The sequence below is a fragment of the Mesorhizobium loti genome (assembly GCF_003148495.1).
Lineage (GTDB): Bacteria > Pseudomonadota > Alphaproteobacteria > Rhizobiales > Rhizobiaceae > Mesorhizobium > Mesorhizobium loti.
In genome coordinates, this window is the sequence record NZ_QGGH01000002.1 from 373,218 (window position 1) to 388,622 (window position 15,405).

Annotated in this window: 12 protein-coding genes; 2 read left to right on the forward strand and 10 right to left on the reverse strand. The window is 63.2% G+C overall.

Translation table 11 applies throughout. The features are described from left to right. Positions 1 to 82: 82 nt before the first annotated feature. Positions 83 to 799: a helix-turn-helix domain-containing protein gene (locus C8D77_RS10250; protein ID WP_109661999.1), complete on the reverse strand. Its 717-nt coding sequence runs from the start codon at positions 797 to 799 to the stop codon at positions 83 to 85. Positions 800 to 1,058: 259 nt separating this feature from the next. On the opposite strand from C8D77_RS10250, the gene C8D77_RS10255 reads away from it, so the two are divergent. Then, positions 1,059 to 2,417, forward strand: a complete 1,359-nt coding sequence (locus C8D77_RS10255) for an NAD(P)-binding domain-containing protein (protein WP_109662001.1) — start codon at positions 1,059 to 1,061, stop codon at positions 2,415 to 2,417. A gap of 14 nt (positions 2,418 to 2,431) precedes the next feature. Here C8D77_RS10255 and C8D77_RS10260 read toward each other — a convergent pair whose 3' ends face one another. From C8D77_RS10260 to C8D77_RS10285, 6 genes are all read right to left on the reverse strand, one after another. Beyond that, the gene (locus tag C8D77_RS10260; protein WP_109662004.1) at positions 2,432 to 4,414 is read right to left on the reverse strand and encodes an ABC transporter permease; all 1,983 of its coding nucleotides are present in this window, start codon (positions 4,412 to 4,414) and stop codon (positions 2,432 to 2,434) included. Continuing rightward, complete coding sequence (locus C8D77_RS10265; protein ID WP_109662007.1) at positions 4,411 to 5,496, reverse strand: quaternary amine ABC transporter ATP-binding protein; 1,086 nt, start codon at positions 5,494 to 5,496, stop codon at positions 4,411 to 4,413. Before C8D77_RS10265 ends, C8D77_RS10260 begins: the two co-directional genes overlap by 4 nt. Before the next feature lie 78 nt (positions 5,497 to 5,574). After that, positions 5,575 to 6,549, reverse strand: coding sequence for an ABC transporter substrate-binding protein (locus C8D77_RS10270; RefSeq protein ID WP_109662009.1), 975 nt, complete (start codon positions 6,547 to 6,549; stop codon positions 5,575 to 5,577). A gap of 419 nt (positions 6,550 to 6,968) precedes the next feature. Then, the gene (locus C8D77_RS10275; RefSeq protein WP_109662011.1) at positions 6,969 to 7,733 is read right to left on the reverse strand and encodes an SDR family oxidoreductase; all 765 of its coding nucleotides are present in this window, start codon (positions 7,731 to 7,733) and stop codon (positions 6,969 to 6,971) included. 80 nt (positions 7,734 to 7,813) lie between these two features. Further along, positions 7,814 to 8,683: a DUF427 domain-containing protein gene (locus tag C8D77_RS10280; RefSeq protein WP_109662013.1), complete on the reverse strand. Its 870-nt coding sequence runs from the start codon at positions 8,681 to 8,683 to the stop codon at positions 7,814 to 7,816. 172 nt (positions 8,684 to 8,855) lie between these two features. After that, positions 8,856 to 10,511 (reverse strand): ABC transporter substrate-binding protein, encoded by a 1,656-nt coding sequence (locus C8D77_RS10285; RefSeq protein ID WP_109662016.1) that lies wholly within the window; start codon positions 10,509 to 10,511, stop codon positions 8,856 to 8,858. Positions 10,512 to 10,624: 113 nt separating this feature from the next. Here C8D77_RS10285 and C8D77_RS10290 point away from each other — a divergent pair, with 113 nt between their 5' ends. Continuing rightward, a complete protein-coding gene (locus C8D77_RS10290) occupies positions 10,625 to 11,527 on the forward strand; it encodes a LysR family transcriptional regulator (protein ID WP_109662018.1) in 903 nt (300 codons plus the stop codon). A 25-nt stretch (positions 11,528 to 11,552) separates the two neighbouring features. Here the strand turns inward: C8D77_RS10290 and C8D77_RS10295 are convergent, their stop codons facing one another. Genes C8D77_RS10295 through C8D77_RS10305 form a run of 3 tightly spaced genes read right to left on the reverse strand, consistent with a single transcriptional unit; the run spans position 11,553 to position 15,404 of the window. Next, on the reverse strand, positions 11,553 to 13,583 hold the full coding sequence (locus C8D77_RS10295; RefSeq protein ID WP_109662020.1) for a dipeptide ABC transporter ATP-binding protein: 2,031 nt from the start codon (positions 13,581 to 13,583) through the stop codon (positions 11,553 to 11,555). Beyond that, on the reverse strand, positions 13,576 to 14,454 hold the full coding sequence (locus tag C8D77_RS10300) for an ABC transporter permease (protein ID WP_109662023.1): 879 nt from the start codon (positions 14,452 to 14,454) through the stop codon (positions 13,576 to 13,578). Before C8D77_RS10300 ends, C8D77_RS10295 begins: the two co-directional genes overlap by 8 nt. After that, positions 14,451 to 15,404, reverse strand: coding sequence for an ABC transporter permease (locus C8D77_RS10305; RefSeq protein ID WP_109662025.1), 954 nt, complete (start codon positions 15,402 to 15,404; stop codon positions 14,451 to 14,453). The genes C8D77_RS10300 and C8D77_RS10305 overlap by 4 nt, the downstream gene beginning before the upstream one ends. Between the last annotated feature and the right edge of the window lies 1 nt (position 15,405).

Here is a 15,405-nt window from a genome sequence, read left to right on the forward strand (position 1 = left end):
CCTCGGGGAGAGGTCGGATTGCCCCGAATTGCCCTTCGCAATTCGGTTGGCGATCCGGGTGAGGGGGCTGCTTGTGTCCCGCTTAGCCCGCGCTCTGCGGATAGCAGATGATCGACAAATAGCGCATCGGCAGTTTCGTCAGCTGCTCCGGCCCGTGCGGTGCGTCGGCGTCGAAGAACAGGCTGTCGCCGGGCTTCATCGGGTAGAGGTTGCTGCCATGCCGGTAAACGACCTCGCCTTCGAGCATGTAGAGGAACTCCATGCCCTCATGCTGGAAGGTCGGGAACACGTCGGAATCCTCTGTCAGCGTGATCAGATAGGGTTCGACGACGACGCCGCTGGTGTTCGAGCCGATATGGCCGAGCAGATTGTACTGGTGGCCGGCACGGGTGCCCCGGCGCTCAACATCGAGCCCTTGGCCGGCCTTGACGAAGACGGCGCTGCGCTCTTCCTCGAAGCGGCGGAAAAAGGCAGTGACCGGAACGCCGAGCGCCCGCGACAGCGCCTGCAAGGTGGTCAGGGAGGGCGAGGTGATGCCGTTCTCGATCTTCGACAGCATGCCCAGCGAGATGTCGGTGGCGACCGCGAGATCAGCGACAGTGATGCCGAGCTTCTTGCGGAAGGCGCGCACCTCGCGGCCGATCGCGACCTCCAGCACTTTCTCGCGGGTGTCGCGAATGGCATGCGGGTTCTGCGTCAGCGGCGCGCGGATGGTTTTCCCGTCGGCCGAGACCTTTGGCAGCGGTTTGGCTTTCGCGGCCGCAGGACCAGCCTTGGTATCGGAAACTGTCTTCGCCATGTCGCCCCCGGCACTCTGCGGATTTATTTCACTCTAGGTGAACATGTCAGGTGCCGATACAGCAGCGCAACTGCGACGGCAAGTCGCCTGAAAGCGCATGCGCACGATCCGGCGTTTGGCCGCGTCTGGTTTTTCGCAGGAAATCCACCGTAGCGGAACCCAGTTTCAGCACCGGACTGTTGACAGTACGAAAGGGCGAATTACTGTCCCTGTGAGTGAAATTTGTTTCGTAAGAGCAATTCAGATCGGGAGGCCTGCCATGAAAAGTCGCGTTGCCGTCATCGGAGCCGGCCCGTCCGGCCTGGCACAGCTCAGGGCCTTTAAGTCGGCGGCTGACAAGGGCGCCGACATTCCAGAGATCGTCTGCTTCGAAAAACAGTCGGACTGGGGCGGCCTGTGGAACTACACCTGGCGCACCGGCCTCGACGAGCATGGCGACCCGGTGCACGGCTCAATGTACCGCTACCTCTGGTCGAACGGACCGAAGGAGTGCCTGGAATTCGCCGACTACACCTTCGAGGAGCATTTCGGCCGGCCGATCGGCTCCTACCCGCCGCGCGCCGTGCTGTGGGACTACATCAAGGGCCGCGTCGAAAAATCCGGCCTGCGAAAATGGGTGCGCTTCAACAGCCCGGTGCGCATGGTGACGTTTTCGGACGAGACGAAGAAGTTCACAGTCACCGCGCATGACCGCACCAATGACGTCACCTATTCGGAAGAGTTCGACAATGTCGTCGTCGCCTCCGGCCATTTCTCTGTGCCCAACGTACCCTATTTCGAGGGTTTTTCGACCTTTAACGGCCGCATCCTGCACAGCCATGATTTCCGCGACGCGATGGAATTCAAGGGCAAGGATATCCTGATCATCGGCCGCTCCTATTCGGCCGAGGACATCGGCTCGCAATGCTACAAATACGGCGCCAAATCGATCACCTCCAGCTACCGCTCGAAGCCGATGGGCTTCAAATGGCCTGACAATTGGAAAGAGGTGCCGCTGCTGCAGAAGGTTGTCGGCAAGACTGCGCATTTCAAGGATGGCACCACCAAGGATGTCGATGCCATCATCCTGTGCACCGGCTATCTGCATTCCTTCCCCTTCCTCACCGACGACCTCAAGCTCAAGACCGCCAACCGCATGTGGCCGCTTGACCTCTATGAAGGCGTCGTCTGGGAAAAGAACCCGCAGCTCTCCTATATCGGCATGCAGGACCAGTTCTACACCTTCAACATGTTCGACGCGCAGGCCTGGTTCGCGCGCGACGTCATCATGGGACGCATCAAGCTGCCCTCGGCCGAGGCGATGGCCGAGCACGGCGCAAAGTGGCGCGCGCGTGAGGAAACGCTGGAAGACGCCGAGCAGATGATCTGGTTCCAGGGCGACTACACCAAGGAATTGATGGACCAGACCGACTATCCCGGCTTCGACGTCGAGGCGGTCAACCAGACCTTCATGGAGTGGGAGCACCACAAGGGCGAAGACATTATGAGCTTCCGCGACCATGCCTACCGTTCACTGATGACCGGCACCATGGCGCCGCTGCATCATACGCCCTGGCTGCAGGCGCTGGACGATTCCATGGAGAGTTATCTCGAAGTGAAGGGGGTTGCGGCGGAATAACGTCGGGCCGCAGGCTACCCCAGCCTTGCCCTGGCCTTCGCAGTCCAGGCGCTGAACAGCCGGTCGGCGACGATGCCGATGAAGGCAATGGCGAGACCGGCGACGATGCCGCGGCCGGAATCGGCCTTGGACAGGGCGATGAACACTTCCTGGCCGAGGTCACGGGTGCCGACCATGGCGCAAATGATGATCATCGCCAGCGCCATCAGGATCGTCTGGTTGACGCCCAGCATGATCTCCGGCAGCGCCAGCGGCAATTGCACGCGAAAGAAGGTCTGGCGCGGCGTGCAGCCCGAAACCTTGGCCGCTTCGATCAGCGCCGGCGGCACCTGCCTGATGCCATGATTGGTGTAACGGATCGCCGGCACCACGGCGAAGGCTATCGTTGCGATCATCGCGGTGACGTCGCCGACCCTGAACAGCATCACCACCGGAATGATGAAGCAGAAGGACGGCAACACCTGCAGCGTGTCGATGACCGGTGTGACGATCTTCTCGAAGCGGTCGCTGCGCGACGCCATCAGGCCGATGGGGATGCCGATCAGGCAGGCGATGAAGGCCGAGATGCCGCAGAGATAGACGGTCGCCATGGTCTTTTCCCACAGCCCTGTGACGGCGCAGAAGGCGGTCAGTGCTGCGACCAATACGGCCAGGCGGAAGCCGCTGAGCTGATAGCCGGCAAGGCCGAGCAGGAACACCGCACCCAGCCACGGAAACCCTTCGCAAAAAGCGCGCAGCGGGTTCAGCAGGTTCAGGATGAGCGCCACGCGAAACGCTTCGATCGTGTCGAAGAAATTGATCGTCACCCAGTTCACCGCCGCCTTCCACAGCGGGGCCGTGGTGAAGGTGATCGCTTTCGGCACCGCCGCGAAGGCGGGAACGAACAGGCCGAGCAGCGTTGTCACGACAAGGATGGCGATGGCCAGCGTCAGGTTAGGGTGGCGCCGCCAGAGGCTCGGGCTCATCTCCTGATGGACATGGCCCTTTGCCTGCTTGTGCGCGATGGCCTGGCTCAGCCGGTCGAGTGCGATCGCGAGCGCCACGATGGCAAGGCCCGCTTCCATCGCCTCGCCGACCTTCAGCGCGCGCAGTGCGAGAAGCACGTCGTAGCCGAGACCACCGGCGCCGATCATCGAGGCGATGATGACCATGTTCAGCGCCAGCATGATCACCTGGTTGACGCCGATCATCAGCGTCGGCCGCGCCGACGGCAGCAGCACTCGCCACAGTTTCTGCCGCGCCGTGCAGCCGGCCATCTCGCTGAAATCGTCGATCTCTGACGGCACCCGCGACAGGCCCAGCATCGTCGCCCGCACCATCGGCGGGGTGGCGAAGATGGCGGTCGCAATCATCGCCGACACCGGGCTGTTGCCGAACAGCAGCAGCATCGGGATCAGGTAGGCGAAGGTCGGGATCGTCTGCATCAGGTCAAGGGCAGGGGAGACGATGAGCCTTTCGGCCCATGGCTTGCGCCACGCCCAGATGCCGGCGAACAGCCCGGTGACGATGCAGAACGGCACCGCGATGGAGATCAGCCCGAGTGTCAGCATGGCGCTGGTCCATTGGCCGAACAGCGCGATGTAGAGGAAGCAGCCACCAACCAGCAGGCTGAGTTTTCTGCCGCCAACGGTATGTCCGGCGAGGAAGGCGGCAGCGCAGACGCCAACCCAGGACAGGCGCGGCAGGACATAGGCTTCAGCGCCATGGCCGATCTTGAAATTCTTGGCCAGCAGATTGAGCGCGAAGTCGAGTGGCACGCCGAGCACGGCGGTGATCGAGCGGGTCAGCCACGACAGGTTGGACTTGATCCAGCGCATCAGCGCGCTGATCCAGTCGGCGACCGGCACGACGGCGCTGGCCGGATAGTTGACGGCCCAGGGCAGGCGGTCCTCGAGCAGGAACACGACAAGCACGATGGCAAGCGCGCACGCCCAGATCAGAAGCCAGATCTGAGCCGGGCGGGAATGCGTTTCGCTGGCGCTTGCCGTCACCGTCATGCGCCGGCCCTTGAGCGATCGATGCCGGCCAGCAGGTCGATCACCGCTTGCGGCGTCACCTCGCCGATCGGTTTGCCGGTGCCGTTGACCACCGCGAACGGCTTGTTGGCGGCTACGATACCGGCCGAGAAGCTGGCGATCTTGGCATCTGGGGCAATGGTGCCGCCATGCTCTGAGCCGTCGCAGGCGCGCATCAGGCTGCGTGCCGAAATCACCTTGGCGCGGTCGACGTCGCGGGTGAACTCGGCGACATAGTCGGTGGCCGGATTGACCACCAGCTCTTCCGGCGTGCCGATCTGGATGACCTCGCCATCCTTCATGATGGCGATGCGGTCGGCCAGCCGGATGGCCTCGTCGAAATCGTGGGTGATGAAGACGATGGTCTTGTGCAGCATGGTCTGCAGCCGCATCAGCTCGTCCTGCATCTCGCGGCGGATCAGCGGGTCGAGCGCCGAGAACGGCTCGTCGAGGAACCAGATTTCCGGTTTGGTCGCCAGGCTGCGGGCAATGCCGACACGCTGCTGCTGGCCGCCGGACAGTTCGCGCGGATAGAAATGCTCGCGGCCACGCAGGCCGACAAGCTCGATGACCTCGCGCGCCCGTGCCTCGCGTGTCGGCCGGTCCTGCCCCTGGATGCTGAGCGGAAAGGCGATGTTCTCCAGCACGTTGAGATGCGGCAGCAGGGCAAAGTTCTGGAACACCATGCCCATCCGGTGTCGCCGCAATTCGATGAGTGCTGCATCCGAGATCTTCAGCAGGTCCTTGCCCTCGAATTCGACCTTGCCGTGGGTCGGCTCGACCAGCCGCGACATGCAGCGCACCAGCGTCGACTTGCCGGAGCCCGACAGGCCCATGATGATGAAGATCTCGCCCTGGCGGATTTCGAGGTCGACGGCGCGCACCGCGCCGACCAGCCCGGCAGCGGTGACATCGGCCATGCTGGCCTTGCCGTCGCGTTCGCGGATGAAACTGGTCGCATTCGATCCGAACAGCTTCCAGACATTGCGGCAGGCAAGCTTTATCGGACGGACATCTTTTGGCGTGCCCGCCACGATTGGCTCCTGTTCAGTCTTGTCCGACATTCAAACGTCCTTCTGGAACATCAAGAAGTGAGGCCCGGCTGATCAGGCAGCCGGGTCTCATTTTTCCAGTCGGAACGATCACTGCGCCCAGGCTTTCCAGTCTTTCTCATGAGCGGCGATCCAGGCCGCGGCGACGTCTTCCGGCGTCTTGCCGCCGAGATCGATCTCGCCGCTCATCTTGTTGAGCTCGTCGGTGTCGATCGTGTAGGCCTTTGCCACCTTGTAGGCGACCGGCCATTTGTCCTTCATGCCGGACCAGGAGTACTTCCAGATCTCGCCATGCGGCTTGCCGCAGTCATATTTGGCGTCGGGGTTCACGCCCCATTTCGGGTCGTTGTAGCACTCGGGCGTGTATTCGGGGAATTCAACCCACTCGCCCTTGTACTTGGCCGGCGCCCAGTGCGGCGAATAGATCCACAGCATGATCGGCGCCTTGCGCTGATAGGCCGAGTCCAGTTCGGCGAACATCGCCGCGTCGGTGCCTGCATGGATGACGGTGAAGGGCAGTTTCAGTGCCTCGACGCGTTCGTCGTCAAAGCCCTCCCAAGTCACCGGGCCGCCGAGATAGCGCCCCTTCGGTGCGGTCTCCGCCGTCGAGAAGGCTTCGGCGCATTTCGGATCCTTCAGCGCTTCCCAATTTGGCAGGCCGGGGCATTTCTCCTTCATGTATTCGGGAAACCACCATTCTTCCTTGGCCTTCGGTCCAAGCTTGCCCAGCCGCTCGGTTTGGCCGGTGGCATCGGAGGCTTTCATGGCCTCGCCGGCGGTCGTGTCCCAGAATTCCAGGCCGACATCGAGATCGCCGTTGGTGAGGCCTGTGGTCAGGCTGGAGAGGTAGTCGGCTGTCGGATATTCGACGGTGTAGCCGAGCTTTTCCAGGATACCGCCGAGGATCTTGGCGTTGAGATTGACGCTGGTCCAGTCGAACAGCGCGATCTTGATCGGGTCATTGGATTCGGGTGCGGCGGCTTGGGCGGAAGGTGTCAGTGCACTCGCCGCGGCGAGTGCGAAGGCTCCCATTGTTAAGTTCGAAATCACACTGCGAAGTGACATGCTTGTTCTCCTTCAAGCTGTGAAAATTATCGTTCGTTCCCTTCTTGCGGCTTTTCTTGATTGTGTTGGAAAGGCTGGTCTTTGCGCAAGGCCGTCGGCGCCAAATTGTTGCCCCGGCTTTGGCCAGCGCAGGCAAGATGGTGCTCAATCTCGGTGATGATGGAACAGGACTCGAGTGTCGGCGTCATGACTGCCGACGGATCGCTGCGGGAGCGGTCATCTGCGGATCGATTGCCAGTCTTGCGGCGCCCTGCAAGGTGCGAGCCATCAAGGTCCCATGTTCTCGGCTGTCGACCCGGCAAGCCCCATCTCGCCAAGGCCGTTTCATAGGATGAAATTATATATACCAAGGTTCATGTCGCGCAACGACTAACACCTCGCGAGGCGTATAAATTCAGACTGCAGGCGAAGTCGAACCCTTACCAGCAGACGTAGCCGCCATCGACAATCAGGTCGAGGCCGGTGACGAAGCTTGCGGCGCGACTGGCAAGGAACACCGTCGGCCCGACCATTTCCTCCGGCGCCGCCATGCGCCCCATCGGCGTGTCGCGCTTGAAGATCTTGACCTCTTCGGCCACCTCCGGCCGCTTGTTCATCGGCGTCAGCGTGTAGCCCGGGCTGACGACATTGACGCGCAGGCCGCGGTCCGCCCACTCCATGGCGAGGCTTTTCGACATGTGGATGACGGCAGCTTTCGAGGAATTGTAGTGCGCTTGCGTCAGCCCCCGGTTGACGATGGTGCCTGACATCGAGGCGATGTTGATGATCGAGCCCTTGCGTCGCGCCAGCATCTTGCGCGCTTCGGCCTGACAGGACAGGAAGACGCCGGCGACATTGACCTCATGCACCCTCTGCCAGGTCTCCAGCGGCATCGTCTCGGCAGGTTCAGAGCCGGCAATGCCGGCATTGTTGACGGCGACGGTCAGCGCGCCGAGTTCGGCCTCGATGCGATCGATCGCCGCCGCGAGATCACTCTGCGACGTCACCGTGCCTGTCAGCACCAGCGCCTTGCGGCCGAGCGCCGTGATCCGGTGGGCCGTTTCGTCCAGCCCACCTTTTGATGCATGGCCAAAACAGGCGACGTCGGCGCCTGCCTCGGCCAGTCCGATCGCGATCGCCTGGCCGATGCCGCTACCGGCGCCAGTAACCAGCGCGACATCGCCGTCCAGCTTGAAAAGATCCATCGATAGCCCTCCCTGTCTCAGGGAGCGTATGCGCTGAGCCGTGCTTCGATCAAGCGCCCGCACGCAAGCGGCTTCGATGCTCAGAAATAACCGCTCGACGCGGCCGTGGCTTCCTTCGGGATTTCGACGCCATCGACCAGGATCTTGTCGACCAGTTCGTGGTGGAAGCAGACCAGCCCCTTGATGCGCTCCGCCTCGTGCACCGGCTCGGGATAATACCAGACGAGGTTCTCGTGGCGCTTGGCCTTGGTCGTCACGTGATAATAGTTGGAGATGCCCTTGTAGGGACAGCGCGAGATGTAGCGGCTGGGCGCAAACATATCGAGCCGCGTGTCGGCGATCGGCAGATAGTGGCGCACCGGATGGCCGGTCTCGAACAGAAACACGCCGCGGCGTGAATCAGCGACCTGTTCGCCGTCGAGGATGACCTGCACGCGCCGCGAGGACGGCAGGCAGTCGACCCGGCGGAACGGATCGCGGGCGTGGACGAAGATTTCTTCGTCCTCCTCGAACCAGTGGCCCATCTTGCTCCAGGTGAACGACATGTAGTCCGATATCGGCGGACAGCCCTTGACCGGATCGAGGTAGCGCCAGGCCGCGTCCTCGACCAGCGTGATGCCGGTGTTGAGCGAATAGTGGGTGGCTATGCCCTTGAAGGGGTCCTCTGTCGTCGTCTTGCTCGGCAGCAGGAACTCCTCGCGAACGTCGCCGATCGGGAAGTAGTAGACCGGCAGGTGATCGGATTCGTAGAACACCAAGGCGCTGGTCGTATCGGCGACGGTCATTGACCCCACCTGCACACGCAGGCGCTTCTGCGTGGGCATGGTGAAGGCTATATAGCCCGGCTCGAATTCGTACTGCACGATGGCGTCGAGCAAGGGAAAATGCGGCCCACGGCCGCGCAGATGGGGCTTGCGAATGGTAGTCTCCCGTTTCTTTTCTTTTGTCATCGAGCGTTGCCGCAAAGCGAGATAAGCCTGTATCGGGCCGTTAAGTCGAAGAGGGCTTCGGGCGGCGAGTTTCTCCGGCATCGAGCGGCTCGAACGATGGCCCCCCATCGTTCTTCGCAGTCTTGCCGCGAAATAGTCTCACCGCCCGAAAAGCGGAATTGTCCAATCAGCCCTATCCCAGGGACACGCGATCGAGCAGCAGCCCGGCGGCGATCGGCGGCAGGCCGCTGACATTCTTGCGCACCGGTACCAACAGATCGGGGAAATAGCTGAAGATGACAGGCGTCTCGTCGAGCAGCAGTTTCTGGATGTCGGAGGCGGCACTGCGCTGCGCGCCGACATCGAGCGCCTTGAGATAGCTGGTGACCATGCCGTCATAGGCCGGGTTCTTGAAATGCGCCGCGTTCCACGGGCCGTCGCTGACCAGCGGGCTCTTGAGGAACACGTTCGGCACGCTGCGATGCGCGTAGTCGGTGATGCCGAGCGGGCTGTCCAGCCAGTCCGACTGGCCGAACACTGCCTTGCCGTAATATTTGTCCTGGTCCTCGATGTTGAGCGCGATGCGCGCGCCGATCTCCTTGGCGAAATTCTGGAACAATTGCGCGTAGCCGGGAATGTCGGAATAGCGCAGCGTCGTCAGCGTGATATCGAAGCCGCTCGCCAATCCTGCCGCTTCAAGCAATTGCTTTGCTTTGGCGATATCCTGGACGCGCTGCGGCACCGTCTTGTCAGTGGCGGGAAAGGCCGGCGCGAACGGGCTGTCATTGCCGGTCGCCGCCATGCCACGGCACAGGCCGTCGACCAGCTTCGAACGATCGATGCACAGTGCCAGCGCCTGGCGCACGCGCTTGTCGGTGAAGGGACCGGTGTCGCAGCGCATATGCAATTGGCGGTGCGCGGTCGAAGCGACACGCAGCACGGTGATGTCGGGGCTGTTGAGCACCACCTGGCTGACATCGAGCGGAACCGCGTCGAGAATGTCGACCTCGCCGGCCTGCAGCGCCAGGATGCGCGGCTGCACGTCGCCGTAGAACTTGAATTCGAGCCGGTCGGGCAGCGCCTTCTCACCCCAATAGTCGGGGTTGCGGATGAAGGTCGCGCCGACTTTCGGCGTGTAGCTCTCCAGCCGGAACGGCCCGGTGCCCTCAAAGGTCTTTTCGTAGTCGCCCTTGTAGCTCGCCGGCAGGATGACGGCGTTGTAATTGTCGATCGACACCGAATAGGGAAAGCTGCCATTCGGCGCGTCGAGATGGAAGGCGACAGTGTGGTCGTCGACCTTCTGGGTGCCGCCCTTCGACAACAGGCCTTTGAATACCGATAGCGCGTTGGAAGCGCCGTTGGGATCGGCCAGCCGGTCGAAGGTCGCGACGACATCGTCGGCCTTGAAGTCTTCGCCATTGTGGAATTTCACACCCTTGCGCAGCTTGAAGGTCCACACGCTGCCGTCCTCGTTCGGCGCCCAGCTCTCGGCCAGCACCGGTCTCAGGGTGAGGTCCGGCTGGGTGACGCAGAGAAACTCGGCGGTCTGGAAAACCAGCTGGTAGCTGCCGCTGTCATAGTAGGTGACGGGATCGATAGCGCCGCCCGGCGTCGCTACGCCGGCGCGCACCGTGCCACCCGGCTTGCCCTCGGCGCGTGCTTGCGGCGTGCCGAGGCCGGCGGCCGCGACAAGGCTGCCCAGGAACGGCAGGGAGAGGCCAAGCACGCTGCCATGGCGCAGGAAATCGCGGCGGCCCATCCTGCCGGCAAGCAATTCGTCAACAGCGGAATTTTCGATTGCGGTGAGCGTTCTGCGAGCGTTGTCGATCATCCGGAAATGCTTGGGCATGGCTGGATTCCTCGCTTGCCTTGGGGCTCGGCCATCTAGTTCATTGTTGACTGTCGCCGGAAAGCGATATTTTTTGATAGGGGTCATCGAAATTTTCGATGCAAGAGGTGGGCATGGACACGGAAAATCTGCGCAGCTTTCTCGAAGTCGCCGCCCATGGCAGCTTCACCGTCGCGGCCAGCCGGCTCAACCTCGCCCAGTCCACCGTCAGCGCGCGAATCAGGGGGCTGGAAGATCAGTTGGGCCGCCGGCTTTTCGTGCGCGACCGCGATGGCGTCACGCTGACGCCGGCCGGCCGGCAGTTCCTGCCGCATGCCTCTTCCATCACCCGCACATGGGAGCAATCGAGACAGGACATCGCCGTTCCCGATGGCTATGAGACTTTGCTGCGGCTAACCGCGCCTGCCTATCTGTGGGACCGCATCACCTCGCCATGGGTCGAGTGGATGCGCACCAGGCGGCCGAATGTGGCGCTGCGGCTTGAAGGCAGTTTCCCGGATCTGGCGATCGACCAACTGGCGGAAGGCTTGCTCGACATCTGCATCCTCTATCTGCCGCGGCCGCATCCCGGCATCGTCTACGAAACGCTGGCCGTCGATCAGGTCGTACTTGTCCAGCATGCCGCGCAGACGAAGCCGTGGACCGAAAATTACATTCTGATGGATTGGGGGCTGGAATTCCGCATCGAGCACGACCGCGCCTTTGCCGGCATGGTGAAGCCGGCCATATCGGCCGGACTGGTCTTTATTGGCCTGCAGCACGTGCTGTCACAGCAGGCGGCCGCCTATCTGCCGCTCAGCGCCGTCAGCGGTCATATCGAGCGTGGCGAGATGCGGCGCATCGACAACGCCCCAGTGTTCCAGCGGCCGATCTACCTCGCCTATCCTTCGAACCCCCTCTCTTCGGATGTTCTGGATGTCGCGCTCACCGGCCTGCGCATGCTGGCCAGGGACTGGGCCGAAGGGCAGGGCTTTTCGGAAGGGGATCGTTCCCTTAGCATGGCAGGCCAGATCTGACTGCCAAGTCACGGGAGCGGCAGCGCTATGCCGGCTCGGTCACGACCGCCTTCTGCAGCCTTGCCAGTTCGGCGTAAGGAATGTGGCAACGGATCGAATGGCCGGGCTGGGCCTCGCTGAGTGGCGGCTCCTGCTGCTCGCAGATCGGGCCTATCTTGCGCGGGCAGCGCGTGTGGAACACGCAGCCCGACGGCGGGTTGGTGGCGCTGGGGATTTCGCCGTCGAGACGAATGCGTGCCGTCTCGGTCTGGTCGAGTTTGGGCACGGCCGACAGCAGCGCTTCGGTATAGGGGTGATGCGGACCGGAAAAGACGTCTTCCGACGGTCCGAGTTCCATGATGCGGCCGAGATAGAGCACGGCGATCTTGTCGGAGAGGTAACGCACCACGGCCAAATCATGCGAGATGAAGATGTAGCTGACGTCTTCCTTCGACTGCAGGTCGGCGAGCAGGTTGAGGATGGCCGCCTGCACCGAGACGTCGAGCGCCGAGGTCGGCTCGTCGCACACGACGATGCGCGGGTCGCCGGCGAAGGCGCGCGCGATGGCGACGCGCTGCTTCAGGCCGCCGGAGAGCTGGCGTGGCTTGACCGCCAGATGGCGGTCGGTGAGCCGCACCGAGCGGACGAGGTCGTTGAGACGCGCCTCCAGCGCCTTACCGGAGAGGCCCGCCAGCCGCTTCAGCGCGCGGCCGATCAGGTGGCGGATCGAATGTGAGCGGTTGAGTGCGGAGTCCGGGTTCTGGAAGACGATCTGCATCGCCTTGATCTGGTCGTCGCTGCGGTTCTCCAGCCGCGGCGCCAGCGCCTTGCCCTCCAGCTCGATGGTGCCACCTTCGTCCGGTGGCACCAGGCCGAGCAGCAGCCTGGCGAAGGTCGTTTTGCCGCTGCCGGACTCGCCGACCAGCCCGAGCGTTTCGCCGGGCCGTAGGTCGAGCGAGACATCCTTGACGGCGCGCAGCGCGTGGCCATGGCTGGCATAGGTCTTGTTCAGCCCCGCGACCCGCAGCACTGGTGCGGCTGCCGCCTTTGGTGCAGCCGCCACATCGCTCGGTGTCGCGCGCGGCAGCGCCTGTGCCTTGTCGTGATGGAAGCAGCGCGACAGCCGGCCGCCCAGATCATAGAGCGGCGGCAATTCGCTGCGGCAGCGGTCATCGGCGAGCGCGCAGCGGTCGGCGAAAGCGCAGCCCTTGATGTCAGTTCCAATGCCGGGCAGGAAGCCCGGAATGGTATCGAGGCGGCCCTGATCCTTGCGTTGGCCACCGCGCGGCAGGCAGCGCAGCAAGGCTACGGTGTAGGGATGGCGCGGATCGTTGAACACGACCTCCGTCGGCCCTTCCTCGACCAGCATGCCGGCATAGAGCACGCCGACCCGGTCGCACATGTTGGAGACGACCGCGAGGTTGTGGCTGATGAACAGGATCGAGGCCGACAGTTCTTGCCTGAGCTGCGCGATCAGGTCGAGCACTTCGGCCTCCACCGTCGCATCGAGGCCGGTCGTCGGCTCGTCGAGGATCAGCATTGAGGGATCGTTGGCCAGCGCCATGGCAATCGCCACGCGCTGCTGCATGCCGCCGGAAAGCTGGTGCGGGTAGCGCTGCATGACGCTGACGGGATCGGAGATGCGGACGCGGTTGAGCATCGCGATCGCCCGGTCGGTAGCCGCTTGTCCCGAGACGCCGCCGAGTTCAAAAATCTCGGTCAGCTGCCGGCCGACGCGGATCGACGGGTTCAGCGCCTTGCCCGGGTCCTGATAGACCATGGAGACGCTTTCGGCGCGAGCCCGCCTGAGCGCCTCGGCGTCCAGCTTCATCACGTCCTGGCCGTCGAGCGAGATGGCGCCGCCAGTGATCGAGCCGTTGCGCGGCAGATAGCGCACGACGGTGAGCGCGACGGTGGATTTGCCGCAGCCGGATTCGCCGACCAGCCCATAGGCCTCGCCCTGGCCGATGGTGAGGCTGAGGTTGCGCAGCACCGCGCGGTTGCGACCGGCGACGCGGTAGGCAACCGACAGATCGGTGAGTTCGAGTGCGTTTTTGGCCTTGGCGGAACTAGTCATTGAGCGCTCCGTGAACGCCGTCGGCCGCCAGATTGACGCCGATCACCAAGGAGGCGATGGCGAGCGCATCGAACAGCACCGTCCACCAGAAGCCGCCGCCGATCATGCCGTAATTGTTGGAGATCGAGAGCCCCCAGTCGGGAGAGGGTGGCTGGATGCCGAAGCCCATGAACGAGAGCGTGGCGACCGCGAAAATGGCATAGCCGAGCCGCACGGTGGTCTCGACCAGGATCGGCGGGATGACGTTGGGCAGGATCTCGACGAACATCGTATGCAATGCGCTTTCATGTCGAAGCTGCGCGGCGGCGACATAGTCGAGTTCACGCTCGGCGAGCACCGCGGACCGCACGGTGCGCGCGATGATCGGCGCGAAGCTCAGGCCGATGACGACGATGACCGTCGTCTTCGACGTGCCGAGCGCAACGATTGCCAGCAACGCGACGATGACCACCGGGATCGCCATGAAGGCTTCGAGGATACGGCTGACGACATCGTCGACGAGGCCACGAAAATAGCCGGTGATAAGGCCAAGCGCTGTGCCGGCCACCGTCGCCAGCAAGGTCGCCAGCGGGGCGACGGTGAGGATGTCGCGCGAACCGACGATGACGCGCGAGAAGACGTCACGGCCGATCTGGTCGGTACCGAACCAGTGTTCGGAAGAAGGTGGTGCGAGCGCATTGATGATGTCGTCGGCGAGCGGATCGTAAGGCGCGAAATGCTCGCCGAACAGCGCGCAGGCAACCCAGAACAGCACGATGGCGAGACCAACGAGGAAGGTTCGCGAGCGCAGCAGGGAGTAAAAGACCTCGGCCAGCGGGCCGCGCCGGCGCGTGTCGTCGGGAACGGGGGAAGTGCTTTGGACGGCGCTCATTGATCTGACTCCAGCCGGATGCGCGGATTGAGCATGGAATAGAGGAAGTCGGCGATCAGTGTCGCCACGGCATAGACGATGCCGATGGTGAGAATGCCGGATTCCAGCATCGGGAAATCCTTGCCGCGCGCGGCGGTGAAGATCAGCGATCCGATGCCCTGGTAGCGAAACAGCGTTTCGATGACCACGAGGCCGCCGATGAGATAACCGGTCTGCGTTGCGATGACGGTGATGGTCGGCAACAGCGCGTTGCGCAGCACATGCCGCCAGATCACCGTGCGCCACGGCAGGCCCTTCAGCACGGCCGTTCGTGTGTAGTCGGAATCAAGCGCTTCGATCATGCCGGAGCGCGCCATGCGGGCGATGTAGCCGAACAGCACCAGGAACAGCGGCAGCGAAGGGAGGATCAGGTAATAGAGCTGGGTGAAGAAGCCGGCATTGCGCGGCCATGCTGCCGATATCGGCAGCCAGCGCAGCCAGACACCGAAGATCAGAATCAGGATGATGCCGGTGACGAACTCCGGCAGCACCGTCACCGACAGGCCGCCGAGGCTGATGATGCGGTCGAGCGGGCGGTTGAGATTGAGTGCGGCAACGACCCCGCCGAGGATGCCGATCGGCACCACCAGCACGAAGGCGACCGCCGCAAGCTTCATCGAATTGCCCAGCGCATCGATGACGAAGGGCGCGACCGGCGAGCGGAAGATGTATGACGTGCCCATGTCGCCCTGGACGAAGTTGGAGATCCAGCCCCAGTACTGGGTCAGCAGCGGGCGGTCGACGCCGAGCGTGTGATTGAGCGCATCGACCGCGCGCTGGTCGGCGAACGGGCCCAATATGGCACGCCCGACATTGCCGGGCAGCACCTGGCCGCCCAGAAACACCATGATGCTGAGCAGAAACAGCGTCACCAGCGACAGCGACACACGCCGGGCAAGGAAGGAGAGAATG